The 11,954-nt window shown below is 71.0% G+C and carries 14 protein-coding genes; 5 read left to right on the top strand and 9 right to left on the bottom strand.

Annotated elements, in window-relative coordinates; genetic code table 11:
• The first annotated feature begins 62 nt into the window (after positions 1-62).
• Positions 63-929 (top strand): homocysteine S-methyltransferase, encoded by an 867-nt coding sequence (gene mmuM, locus ACFPZ3_RS52160; RefSeq protein WP_379521904.1) that lies wholly within the window; start codon positions 63-65, stop codon positions 927-929.
• A gap of 194 nt (positions 930-1,123) precedes the next feature.
• On the opposite strand, the gene ACFPZ3_RS52165 is transcribed toward mmuM, so the two are convergent.
• Positions 1,124-1,549, bottom strand: coding sequence for a DoxX family protein (locus ACFPZ3_RS52165; RefSeq protein WP_379521905.1), 426 nt, complete (start codon positions 1,547-1,549; stop codon positions 1,124-1,126).
• 83 nt (positions 1,550-1,632) lie between these two features.
• Between ACFPZ3_RS52165 and ACFPZ3_RS52170 the strand changes: the two genes are divergently transcribed.
• Positions 1,633-2,094, top strand: a complete 462-nt coding sequence (locus ACFPZ3_RS52170; protein WP_379521906.1) for a MarR family winged helix-turn-helix transcriptional regulator — start codon at positions 1,633-1,635, stop codon at positions 2,092-2,094.
• Positions 2,095-2,125: 31 nt separating this feature from the next.
• On the opposite strand, the gene ACFPZ3_RS52175 is transcribed toward ACFPZ3_RS52170, so the two are convergent.
• Positions 2,126-2,833, bottom strand: a complete 708-nt coding sequence (locus tag ACFPZ3_RS52175) for a lysophospholipid acyltransferase family protein (RefSeq protein ID WP_379521907.1) — start codon at positions 2,831-2,833, stop codon at positions 2,126-2,128.
• Between the two features lie 172 nt (positions 2,834-3,005).
• Here ACFPZ3_RS52175 and ACFPZ3_RS52180 point away from each other — a divergent pair, with 172 nt between their 5' ends.
• Positions 3,006-3,764 (top strand): alpha/beta hydrolase, encoded by a 759-nt coding sequence (locus tag ACFPZ3_RS52180; RefSeq protein ID WP_379521908.1) that lies wholly within the window; start codon positions 3,006-3,008, stop codon positions 3,762-3,764.
• Between the two features lie 46 nt (positions 3,765-3,810).
• Positions 3,811-4,266: a hypothetical protein gene (locus ACFPZ3_RS52185; RefSeq protein WP_379521909.1), complete on the top strand. Its 456-nt coding sequence runs from the start codon at positions 3,811-3,813 to the stop codon at positions 4,264-4,266.
• Positions 4,267-4,272: 6 nt separating this feature from the next.
• Here ACFPZ3_RS52185 and ACFPZ3_RS52190 read toward each other — a convergent pair whose 3' ends face one another.
• The 7 genes from ACFPZ3_RS52190 to ACFPZ3_RS52220 form a co-directional block, all read right to left on the bottom strand.
• Positions 4,273-5,382 carry a hypothetical protein gene (locus tag ACFPZ3_RS52190; protein WP_379521910.1) on the bottom strand — a complete coding sequence of 370 codons (1,110 nt, stop codon included), beginning with the start codon at positions 5,380-5,382 and terminating at the stop codon, positions 4,273-4,275.
• 37 nt (positions 5,383-5,419) lie between these two features.
• The gene (locus ACFPZ3_RS52195; protein WP_379521911.1) at positions 5,420-6,115 is read right to left on the bottom strand and encodes an endonuclease/exonuclease/phosphatase family protein; all 696 of its coding nucleotides are present in this window, start codon (positions 6,113-6,115) and stop codon (positions 5,420-5,422) included.
• Between the two features lie 63 nt (positions 6,116-6,178).
• Positions 6,179-7,111, bottom strand: coding sequence for an ROK family glucokinase (locus ACFPZ3_RS52200; RefSeq protein WP_379521912.1), 933 nt, complete (start codon positions 7,109-7,111; stop codon positions 6,179-6,181).
• A 13-nt stretch (positions 7,112-7,124) separates the two neighbouring features.
• A complete protein-coding gene (locus tag ACFPZ3_RS52205; protein ID WP_379521913.1) occupies positions 7,125-7,550 on the bottom strand; it encodes a DUF5304 family protein in 426 nt (141 codons plus the stop codon).
• A gap of 26 nt (positions 7,551-7,576) precedes the next feature.
• Positions 7,577-8,797 carry an ArsA family ATPase gene (locus ACFPZ3_RS52210; RefSeq protein WP_379521914.1) on the bottom strand — a complete coding sequence of 407 codons (1,221 nt, stop codon included), beginning with the start codon at positions 8,795-8,797 and terminating at the stop codon, positions 7,577-7,579.
• Position 8,798: 1 nt separating this feature from the next.
• Positions 8,799-9,236 carry an SRPBCC family protein gene (locus ACFPZ3_RS52215; protein ID WP_379521915.1) on the bottom strand — a complete coding sequence of 146 codons (438 nt, stop codon included), beginning with the start codon at positions 9,234-9,236 and terminating at the stop codon, positions 8,799-8,801.
• A gap of 59 nt (positions 9,237-9,295) precedes the next feature.
• A complete protein-coding gene (locus ACFPZ3_RS52220) occupies positions 9,296-10,063 on the bottom strand; it encodes a metallophosphoesterase family protein (protein WP_379521916.1) in 768 nt (255 codons plus the stop codon).
• 127 nt (positions 10,064-10,190) lie between these two features.
• Here ACFPZ3_RS52220 and ACFPZ3_RS52225 point away from each other — a divergent pair, with 127 nt between their 5' ends.
• Positions 10,191-11,942: an AMP-dependent synthetase/ligase gene (locus ACFPZ3_RS52225; RefSeq protein WP_379521917.1), complete on the top strand. Its 1,752-nt coding sequence runs from the start codon at positions 10,191-10,193 to the stop codon at positions 11,940-11,942.
• Positions 11,943-11,954: the final 12 nt, after the last annotated feature.

The raw sequence follows: 11,954 nt of genomic DNA on the forward strand, positions 1-11,954 counted from the left end.
GCCAGGCTCGGCCACGTGGCCGGCGCGTCCCAGGGCCGCCCACGTGCTCGTACCCTGGAGAAGTGACGACACTTGTCCTGGACGGGGGGCTGGCCACCCAGCTGGAGCGGCTCGGCGCGGATCTGGCCGACGAGCTGTGGTCGGCGCGGCTGCTGCTGGAGGAGCCCGAGCTGATCAGGCGCGCGCACGCGGACTTCTTCGCGGCGGGAGCCGACGTGGCCACCACCGCCGGCTATCAGGCCACGCTGCCCGGGTTCGCGCGGCGCGGGCTGGACTCCGCGGAGGCGGAGCGGCTGATCCGGCTGGCGGTCGAGCTGGCCGGTCAGGCCCGCGACGAGGCGGGGCGGGGGCTGGTGGCGGCCTCGGTGGGCCCGTACGGCGCCTATCTGGCCAACGGCGCCGAATACACCGGCGACTACGACCTCGACGAGGACGGCCTCTACACCTGGCACCTGCCGCGCTGGGAGATCCTCGCCTCGGCCGGGGCCGACCTGCTGGCCTGCGAGACCATCCCGTCCTACGCGGAGGCGAGGGCGCTGGTCAGGCTGCTGGCCGGCACACCCGGGGTGAAGGCGTGGGTGAGCTTCTCGTGCCGCGACGGCGAGCACCTCAACGACGGCACGCCGATCCGCGAGGCCGCGGCCCTGTTCGGCGGTAACCCGCAGGTGGTGGCCGTCGGCGCGAACTGCACCGCGCCGCGCCACATCCCCGGGCTGATCGCGTGCCTGTCCGGTGGGCTGCCCGTGGTGGTCTACCCGAATTCGGGCGAGACGTGGGACGCGGGCCTGCGCGGCTGGCGGGGGCTGGCGGAGCCGGTGGAGTTCGGCCAGGCCGCCAAGGAGTGGGAGCGGGCGGGGGCGTCGCTGATCGGCGGCTGCTGCCGTACGACGCCCGAGCACATCAGACAGATCCGCGCGCACCTGTCCTGAGCCACCAGCTCGTCAGCAGGCCCCCGGCGAGGACGACTGTGGCATCCCCGCTACGACGCCGACCCCGCGCACGCCTGGCTACGGGAGCGGGTGCGCGGGGTCCTCGGCGACCGGAGCGCGTAGAGCCCTCGGCCGTCGGAGCGCGTTGGGGCCCCTCGGCGAGGAGGGGGCGTCGGGGCCCCTTCGCGACGCGGTCAGACGGAGACGGCGGCGGTGCGGCGGCGGCGGGTCAGGGCACCGTCGAGGGCGAGCGCGCCGCCCCCGGTGAAGCCGACCGCCAGGCTGGCCGCGGCCAGCGCCAGCACGAACTCGTAGCCGCCGTCGCCGGCCAGGCCGTTCGCGCCGTGCACGAAGACGATCGCGCCCAGCATGTCGAGCGCCAGCAGCGTGCCGGCGACGGGCAGCGCCACGCCCAGGATGAGCGCCAGGCCGCCGACGACCTCCAGGGCCGCCACGGCCGGAGCGGCCACGCCGGCCAGCGGGATGCCGGCGGACTCGAAGAACTTGGTCGTGCCCGCGATCCCCATGGTCGCGAACTTCTGGTAGCCGTGCACCAGGAAGATCACGCCGACGGCGATCCTGGCGAGCAGCAGGACAACGGGACGCGCCTGGTCCACCATGCGCCCTCCTCAGATGGTCGTTCAGATTTGAACGACAACTCTAGCAGCGATTGTTCAAATCTGAACGACAGTACACTGTTGCAGTGACGGACCCCCGATGGCTAGACGCGACGGAGATGGCCGCCTGGCGCGCGTTCCTCTCCACATCCCACCTGCTCGAGCGGCGCATCGAGGAGCAGCTCAAAGCCGCCGCCGGGCTCACGCATCCCCAGTACGAGATCCTCGTGCGGCTCGCCGACGCCCCCGGGCGGCAAATGCGCATGACTGAGCTGGCCAGGGGCGTCGTGGTGTCGAAGAGCGCGCTGACGTACCAGGTGACCCAGCTGGAGAAGGCCGGGCTGGTGGAGCGGGCGAACTGCCCGTCCGACGACCGCGGCGTGCTGGCGGTGCTCACAGAGGCGGGGATGGGGTGTCTGCGGCGGGTGGCGCCGGGGCACCTGGAGGTCGTGCGGGCCTACCTGATCGACCGGCTCAGCCGCGAGGAGCTGCACGCGATGACCAGCGCCATGCAGAAGACGGAAGAGGCCTTACGATCCTCCGTGTGACCGCCTCCAGCGGACGCACGGAGGTCACCCCCTACCCTTTGGCCGCGGCGGCGCGGGCGGCGCGCTCCAGCTCGACCCGGGCGCTGGCGGCGTATTTGTCGACGTATTCCTGCTCTGACAGCTCCATCAGCGCATACATGATCTCGTCGGTCACCGCGCGCAGCACCAGCCGGTCGTCCTCCATGCCGTAGTAGCGGGAGAAGTCGAGCGGCTTGCCGAACCGCACCCCCGGCCGGATGCCCAGCTTGGGCAGCGGCCGCCCCGGCGGCATCATCTCGTAGGTGTTGACCATCGCCCACGGGATCACCGGCACCCGCGACTCCAGGGCGAGCCGGGCCACGCCGGTCTTGCCCTTGTAGAGGCGGCCGTCAGGCGATCGGGTGCCCTCGGGGTAGATGCCCAGGATGTGGCCCTCGCGCAGAATGCGCAGCCCGGTGCGCAGCGCCGCCTCACTGGCCTTGCCGCCCGAGCGGTCGATCGGCACGGTGCCGACCCCGCTGAAGAACAGCCGGGTGAAGAAGCCCTTGATGCCGCTTCCTGTGAAGTAGTCGGCCTTGCCGAGCGAGATCACCTTGCGGCGGATCTGCAGCGGGCCGAAGAAGTGATCGGCGAAGGACAGGTGGTTGCCGGCCAGAATCACGGGGCCCTGCTTGGGGACGTTTTCGCCGCCCTCGGTCCACGGCCTGAACACGAGGCGCAGGAACGGCCCCAAGATGGCCTTGACCACCCAGTAGAACACCCTGGCACCTCTTCCTGCGCATTCGTCGGCGAGCACTTGGCAGCGGCAGAGTCATCTTCCCATCTCGAGGGCTATGCTCCTACATCACCTCTCGCACAAATACCCCGGAACGTGCGACGATCGGGCCGTTCCAGCGGAAATTGCTGGAATGAAACAGCACGGAGGAGCTGTTATGCCGCTCATGCCAGGCGCGGAGCCCTACCACCACGATGCAGGCCAGATCGGCGTGCTGCTGTGCCACGGTTTCACCGGCACGCCGCAGTCGATGCGGCCATGGGGCGAGTATCTGGCCGGGCACGGGATCAGTGTTTCGCTGCCCCGTCAGCCCGGGCACGGCACCAGGTGGCAGGAGATGAACCGTACTCGCTGGGAGGACTGGTACGCCGAGGTGGAGAAGGCGTTCGCGGACCTCCAGGGCCGCTGCGCGGAGGTGTTCCTGGCGGGGCTGTCGCTGGGCGGCTGCCTGGCGCTGCGGCTCGCCGAGGTGCACGGCGCGGCGATCAGGGGTCTGCTGCTGGTCAACCCGTCGATCGCGAACGACGTGCCGCTGATGAGGCTCGCTCCGCTGCTCAAATGGTTCGTGCCGTCGGTGCCCGGCGTCGCCAACGACGTCAAGAAACCCGGCGTGACCGAGTTGGCCTACACGCGCACCCCGGTGAAGGCCGCGGCCTCGCTGCCGGGGTTGTGGTCGCTGGTGCAGGCCGACCTGGCTAAGGTGACACAACCCTTGCTGGTCTTCCACAGTGCGGAGGACCACGTGGTCAAGCCCACGAGTGTCGCGATCATCCGTGAGAAGGTCCCTCAGGCCACGATCGAGGAGCTTACCGATAGCTACCATGTTGCGACGCTGGACAACGATGCCGACAGGATCTTTGCCGGGAGCCTCGACTTCATCCGGACACATGCCTCGGTACCCTTGCAGAGGGACTGATCGCACCCAGGGGGAAGTCGCGATCGCTGCGGAGAGGCCCATCTAGGTGACGCCCCAGAGTGACGAGGACGAGGTCTGGCGGCAGATCGTCGCGTCCTTCAACGACACAGCCGAGCGCGACTCGGCCGACCAGCCATGGCCGGACAGTGAGAACGTCCCCGCCGAGCCCACCCGCCGGGTGGTCAAGCCTCCGGACGAGGACGATCCGCCGCTGGACGACGACCCGGTGGACGAGGCGGACGACGAGGAGGACGAGGGGCACTTCGAGCCCCCGCCCCCGCCTCCGCTGCCCAAGCTGGACCTGACGACCAAGCTGGCGTGGGTGGCGCTCTTCGGCGGCCCCGCCTATCTCCTGGTCGCGGCGATGGCGAGCTGGCACATGGAGGGGTGGGCGCTGTTCACGGCGGTGGCGGCGTTCATCGGCGGGTTCGTGGCGCTGGTGGTGCGGATGGGCGACGGCCCGCCCAACGACTCCGGCTGGGACGACGGGGCCGTCCTCTAAGGGCTCCTACGACTTCTGGGCGGTCGTCCTGGGGGCGAACGTCTCGACCACGTCGGTGTAGCGGTCGCCGGTGTCGACCGCGTGCCCGACCGCCCACACCGTCCCCTTGCCGGCCAGATAGGTCACACCCTGCAGGCGTACGCTGCTGCTGCCCTTCTTGGCCTCGCCCCTTATCGTCTCGCACTTCCCCTTGTCGCAGCGCGTCACGAACGGCTCGGCCGCCCGCGAGGGGTCGTAGCCGGTCATCCAGTAGCGGCCCTTGCCGTCGCCGGTCACCCCGTAGAGCCTGGCCTCGGAGCCGGGCAGCCCGAGCTGGCGCCAGCGCTTGCCGTTCCAGGTCAGCACGAGCGGCGCGATGTCGCCGGGCCCGCGGTAGACGCCGCCCACGGCCAGCGCCCGCTTGGAGTTGTCGACCTGCACGTCGCGCAGGTAGCCGCCGGGGATGGAGGGCAGCGGCATGGACTTCCACGAGCCGCCGGAGTAGTGCTCGATCAGCGGCTCGGTGCCGGTGTCGCCGACCGCGAAGCCGCCCGCCACCGCGTAGAGCGCGCCCTCCTCCTTGGTCTCCTGAACGGTCCAGGAGTTGCCCTGGCCGGTCAGGATGAGCCCGTTCTTCTCGCGGCTGCCCACGGCCACGATCCGGCCGGACTTGGCGTCGACGCCGCCGAGCCAGTCTCCGGCCCGCATGCCCTGCGGCCTGACCCGGTCGAACCCGCCCGCGTCGCCGTGCGCCAGGTAGGGGAGCCCGTCGTGCCCGTCGCCGACCGCCCACACGTCGGACGCCGAGTCGGCGGCCAGCCCGCGCAGGTTGCCCGCGGCCGTGGCGTCGCGGATGCCCACCTCGGCCCACTGGCTGCCGTTCCAGTGGCGGATGGTGCCGCGGTTCTTCCACACGTCCCAGATCTCCTGCTGACCCACCGCCCACACGTCGGTCGAGGAGATCGCCAGCACGTCGGAGAGCGAGCCGTCTGCTTGGAGACGCACGCTGGTCGACTGCTGCCACGCCTCGATCTGGGCGGGGCGGGGATCGGCATGCGCGGCGGGCGTGACCTGTGTCAAGGCCACGAACGTCGCCAAGATCAGAGAGAGCGCACGCCGCTGATAGCGACGGGTCATGAGGAAATGCTACGGGCTGGTGAGCCTGTCTTGCCCTTTAGTGCCCAACTCGCAACTCCGCCACTACCGGCAGATGGTCACTGGCCCCGGTCAGATCGGCGATCGGCGCGTCCACTCCCCCGCACGACACGACACGCAGGTCGCGCGCGGCGAACACGCCGTCGATGCGCGCGGAGGGGCTCGCCGCGGGGAAGCTCAGCCCGTCGCCGTCGGGCGCCACGGCGTGGCAGTCGGCCAGCCGCCCGGCGAGGTAACGCCAGGCCGGCTGGTGCGCCTGCTCGTTGACGTCGCCGGCGAGCACGATCGCGGCCTCGTACGCCCCCGCGACCCGTTCCATGAGCGCCACGGCCTCGGCGGCGTGATGCATGCGGGCCGGCGCGCTGAGGTCGAGGTGGAGCGAGCCGACGGCCAGCCGCGTCCCCTCGGCCTGCACCACGGCGACGGCCAGCCCGCGCCGCTCCAGCCCGAGGAAGGGCCGCAGCGCGTGGCTCTCGGCGTGCAACACGCGGAGGCGCCGCCCGACGAGCACCGCCACGCCGCCGACCCTGCCGGGGGTCGCCACCGCGAGCCCCGCCGACGCCGCCAGCGCGGCCCGCCTGGCCCGCCAGCGGCCGGACCTGCGCGCCTCCTGCACGCACAGCACGTCGGCGCGCGCGGCGGCGATGACCCTGGTCAGCGCGGCGGCGTCGTCACGCATCCCGTGCAGGTTGTAGGTCCCGACCCTGATCGTCACGCGTGCGCGGCCCTGGTCGATCGCCGCGCTCCCTGATCCGTCATGTACGGCGGCGCTACGCGCTCAGCGCTGCCTGGCCAGGTCCGCGGCGCCCACCACGCCCGCGGAGGCGCCCAGCTCGGCCAGCCTGATCTCGGCCAGCGGCCGGTGCCCGCGCCCGGTGAGCCGTTCGGCGAAGGTCTCCCTGGCCCGGTCGATGAACAGGTCGGCGGCCCGTGAGACGCCGCCGCCGACGATGAAGCAGCCGGGGTCGAGGATGGCGACCAGGTCGGCCATGCCCTGCCCGAGCCAGTCGGCCAGGCTGCGGAAGGCGGCCAGCGAGGCGTCGTCGCCCTGCCGGGCGGCCTCGGTGATCTCCTCGCCCTCGATCGTGCCGTCGGCCAGGCCGAGCAGGACGCGGGCGCGGTCAGGCTCGGCGGCGGCGATCTCCCTGGCATCCTTGACCAGGGCCTGGCCGCTGGCGTACTGCTCCCAGCAGCCGATGTTGCCGCACCCGCACAGCCGCCCTCCCGGCAGGACCTGCATGTGGCCCAGCTCGGCGCCCATGCCCCAGCGGCCCCGGTAGAGCGCGCCGTCGATGACCAGGCCGCCGCCGATGCCGGTGCCGAGCGTCAGGCAGACCACGTGGGACTGGCCCCTGCCCGCCCCGAACCGGGTCTCGCCCCAGGCCATGGCGTTGGCGTCGTTCTCGATCACGACGGGCAGGCCGACCAGGCCGCTGATCTTCTTCTGCAGCGGTTCCTCGCGCCAGGCGAGGTTGGGGGCGAAGCGCACCATCGACCGGCTCTCGTCGACGAACCCGGCCGCGCCCACCCCTACGGCCTCGATCTCCCTGCCCGCGGACAACTCGCGAACGACGTCGGCCACCGTCTCGGCCACCACGTCCGGGCGGTCGGCGGCGGTAGGCCTGAGCGTGTGTTCGACGATCTCGCCATTGTCGTCGACCACGCCGGCGGCCACCTTCGTTCCGCCGATGTCGACACCGATCGTGAGCATGCCCCGTGTCTCCCTATCCGAGATCTATGTGTTCCACGTCGTCGCGCCGGTCGCGGTCGTCTCGCGGCCCGCGAGGGGTGGGCCTGCTCAGCGCGTCGAGAGCGCCGCGGAACGCGGCGAACAACTCACCGCCCGCCGCCACCAGGTGCCCCGTCACTTCGCCGCCGGACTCCCGCTGCGCCGCGATGGCCCGGCAGACCGGGCAGGCGCGGCAGATGTACTCGTCGTGGGACTCGGACACGGCCTCCTCCCACACGTCCCGCTCCTTACGGCCACCGCCGGTGAAGGAGTTGAACACGCTCTTGCCGACCTGGCGTGTGGCCCGCCCCTGGATCGACTCGAACAACTTGCGCGCCTCGTCGGCGACGGTGCCGATCGGGTCCCTGCCGGTGTCTCCGGTGTCCCTGTCGGTCTGTCTGCCGTTGTTGTTCTCGGTCATTCTGGCCCTCCCTGCGTATGGGTCGCTCATCCATTCAACTCGTCAGGCCGCGGATTCGCTCCCGACTCGAACGGTAGTGCAGACCCCGCCTCAGCGAGCGGCTCAGCGGGCGCCCATGTCACACGCAGCACGCCGCCCCTGAGCACGGCGCTGTTGATCTTCCTGCGGGCCAGCGCCGCGGGCAGTGCCAGGATCCTCCGGTACGGCCCCGCGGTGACGATCAGCTCGTCGCCCTTGCGGGCCAGGTCGATGTCGTCGCGGTCGGCGCCGGGCAGGTCGAGCTCCAGCCCGTCGGCGTGCATCCGCAGCGGCGGCTCGACGGAGTGGGCGGCGAACGGGTCGGACTCGCCGTACATCGAGGCGCCCACCTCGGACAGCGCGTCCTTGCCGACGGGCTCGGCGGGCAGGTAGGGCACGACGTGGATGGGCAGCGGCGCGAACGACTGCTCCGCCTCGGCCAGCAGCCGGGACTGCGCCGCCACCCACTGGGCGCGCCACTCGTCGGCGCCCTCCGCGGGGAAGACCCGGTTGGCGATGACGGCGTCGACGCGGTAGCCGTACAGGTTGAGCGAGGTCAGGGTGCGCCTGGCCTCGGCGAGCACCACGGACTCCGGCGTGAGCACGAGCCGCACGGAGGCGTGGTCGCCGGTGAGCAGTTCGCGCACCTCCATGAGACCGCGGTGGAAGCGCTCGCCCGCGCTCATGACGTCGTCGCCGGGGGCGCTGACGCGGGCCACGCTGCGCACGAACGGCGAGACGAGCCGCATGACCTTGCGGCCGACCGGCATGAGACGGGAGACGTGCCAGTCGAGCGCCTCGGGCAGGGCCAGCAGCCGCAGCGTCTCCGCGGTGGGCGCGCAGTCGACCACGATCACGTCCCAGCGGCCGTCGCGGGCGTGCTGGCGCAGCTCCAGCAGGGCGATGATCTCCTCCGCGCCCGGCAGCACGGTGATCTCCTCGGAGGTGATCTCGTCGAGGCCCAGCTCGACGAGCACTCCCCTGGCGTAGTCGCGCAGCTCGCCCCAGTGGCGCTCCAGCGTCTTCTGCGTGTCGACCTGGTGCAGGTGCAGGCCGGGCGCGATCTCGCCCGGCTCGACCGCGAGCGCGTCGGACAACGAGTGTGCCGTGTCGGTGGACACGATCAGCGTCTTGAGGCCGCGGCCGGCCGCGAGCGTGGCGGTCGCGGCGGCGGCCGTCGTCTTGCCGACGCCGCCCTTGCCGGTGAAGAGCAGGACCCGCGGGCTCAACTCAGCGGCCTTCGACGCGCTTCTTGAGGCCCTTGAGCGCGGCGTCCACGATCACTTTCTCCGCCTTGCGCTTGATCAGGCCGATCATGGGGACGCTCAGATCGACCGTCAGCTCGTACGTCACCTCAGTGCCACTGCCCGTGTCGGCCAGCCGGTAACTTCCCCTGAGGTCGGAGACCATCTTCCCCGGCTCGACCACCTGCCAGCTCACGCCGTCGTCGCCCTGCCAGGTGTAGCCGAGGGTGTAGGTGTCGCTGATCGGACCCGCGTCCAGGGCGAAGCGCACCGTCCGCGCCTTGCCGTCCTCGTCACTGGTGAGGACCTCGGCGTCCTTGACCTGCCCCGCCCACTGCGGATAGGAGGGGAAGTCCGCGATGACCGCCATGACCTCGGCGCGCCCGGCGCCGATGCTGGTGCTCGAAGTGGTGCGATCAGCCATGCGACCACCGTAGTGCACAAACCGCCTCTTGCGGCGGACCCCCGGACGGGCTGCTCAGATCACCATTCGAGGACGTACGGGACGCCCTTTCCCCGGAAATGACCCACGTTCACACATTCGGTACGGCCCACGCGGGCGCGCGCGTGGAGAGGATTGTGCACGTGGCCGAACAGGGCGTAGCGCGGCTGTGTACGCCTGATCGCCTCCAGGGTGGCCTCGCTGCCACGCTCGAACCTCCGGGCCACCACGTCGTACAGCAACTCGGGCAGGGCGGGCGGGATGTGGCAGCACAGCACGTCGACCGCGCCGACGGCCTCGACCTTGGTCGCGTATTCCTCGTCGGTGATCTCGTGCGGGGTGCGGTAAGGGGTCTTGAGCCCGCCGCCCACGAACCCGAACCGCAGGCCGCCGATCTCGGCCACCTCACCGTCGAGGACCCGGTGGCCCGGCCCGAGGTAGTCGGCCCACAGCCGCGGGATGTCGACGTTGCCGTAGGTGAGGTAGGCGGGGGCCGGCATGGCGGCGAACAGGGACGCGTACTGGGCGCGTACGTTGCGCTCGATGTGCTCGCGCGGATCGCCCTCCAGCGTCGCCCACAACCGCGCCGACATGGCCCTGGCCTCGTCGAAGCGCTTGACCGTGCGCAGCGCGATGAACTCCCTGGCGTTGTCCTCGCCGAACAGGTCGGCGAAGATGCCCTGCGCGTGGTCGTCGTAGTCGACGAACAGGATCAGGTCGCCCAGGCAGATCAGCGCGTCGGCCCCGTCACCCGCCGTGGCCAGCGCGTCGGCCCTTCCGTGGACGTCGCTGACTACATGGACCCTCATGGGGGAAACTCTACGGGTGCCGACTGCTAGCGTGAGAAATGCCCTCCATCACACCTCAATGACGGAGCTACCGGCGCGTAACTTGAGAGGGTAACGTCCAGGCGGTCCCCCAAGAGGAGTTGAGTTCGTGCGCGAGTACAGCGTCCCCGTCCTGGTGGATGTGCCGGCCTCCGCGGGCCTGGCCGACACCGTCTTCCGGCGGGCGGAGCAGGAGCCAGGCGCCGTGGTGATGCGCCGCAAGATCGGCTCCGGCTGGCCCCTCGTCACCGCGGCCGAGTTCCGCGACCAGGTGGTCGAGATCGCCAAGGGACTGATCGCGGCGGGTGTCGAGCAGGGCGACAGGGTCGCGCTCATGTCCCGCACGCGTTACGAGTGGACGCTCATCGACTACGCCATCTGGTCCGTCGGCGCGGTGACCGTGCCGGTCTACGAGACCTCCTCGGTCGAGCAGGTCAGGTGGATCCTGCACGACAGCGAGGCCAAGGCCGCGTTCGTGGAGCTGGACGCGCACGAGGAGGCCGTGAAGGAGGCGGCGCCCGAGCTGAAGGCGCTCTGGCGGGTGGACGGCGCGCTGGAGACGGGCGCGGTCACCGGCTCCGAGGTGGACGAGCGCAGGCAGCGCGTGACCTCCTCCGACCTGGCCACGATCGTCTACACCTCCGGCACCACGGGCCGACCCAAGGGCTGCCGGATCACCCACGACAACCTGCTGTTCACCGCGCTCAACGTGCTGCGGGGGCCGCTGGAGCCGCTGTTCGCCCGCAAGGACCCGGCCGCGCTGCTGTTCCTGCCGCTGGCGCACATCTTCGCGCGGATGATCCAGGTGGTGCTGATCGAGGCGGGCGCGGTCATGGCGCACACCCCGAACATGAAGAACGTCGCCCCCGACCTGCAGGACTTCAAGCCGACGTTCCTGCTGGGCGTGCCCCGGGTGTTCGAGAAGGTCTACAACAGCGCCGAGCAGAAGGCCATCTCGGGCGGCAAGGGCAAGATCTTCGCCAGCGCGGTGGACGTGGCGGTGGCCTGGAGCAAGGCGGAGAGCGCGGGAGGCGCGCCCCTCGGGCTGCGGCTGCGGCGGGCCGTGTTCGACCGGCTCGTCTACTCCAAGCTGCGCGCGGCCACCGGCGGCCGGCTCTCGGCCTCGGTGTGCGGCGGCTCGGCGCTGGGCGACCGGCTCGGCCACTTCTTCAGGGGCGTCGGCATCGAGGTCTTCGAGGGCTACGGCCTGACCGAGACCTCGGCCCCGGTCTCGGTCAACATGCCGGGCGCCAACAAGATCGGCACCGTCGGCAAGCCGCTGCCCGGCGTCACGCTGCGCATCGGCGACGACGGGGAGATCCTGGCCAAGGGCAGGAATGTCTTCCTCGGCTACTGGAAGAACGACGCCGCCACGGACGACGTGATCGACTCCGAGGGCTGGTTCCACACCGGCGACGTCGGCGAACTGGACTCTGACGGCTACCTGCGGATCACCGGGCGCAAGAAGGAGATCCTGGTGACGGCGGCGGGCAAGAACGTGGCGCCGGGGCCGCTGGAAGACGCGTTGCGGGCGCACCCGCTGATCTCCCAGGCCATGATCGTCGGTGACGGGCGGCCGTTCGTCGGGGCCCTGATCACGCTCGACCCGGAGGCCGTGCCGGCCGGCTCGACCGTCGCGGAGCTGCGGTCCGACCCCAAGATCCGCGCGGAGATCCAGACGGCGGTGGACCGGGCGAACCTGTCGGTGTCCAAGGCCGAGCAGATCAAGAAGTTCACGATCCTGGACACCGACATCACCGAGGAGAGCGGGCACCTCACGCCCACGCTCAAGGTCAAGCGCAACGTGGTGATGCGGGACTTCACGAAGGAGATCGACGAGCTCTACGATTCGCGATCGTAGAGCGGCCCGGCC

Source organism: Nonomuraea insulae (assembly GCF_042656245.1).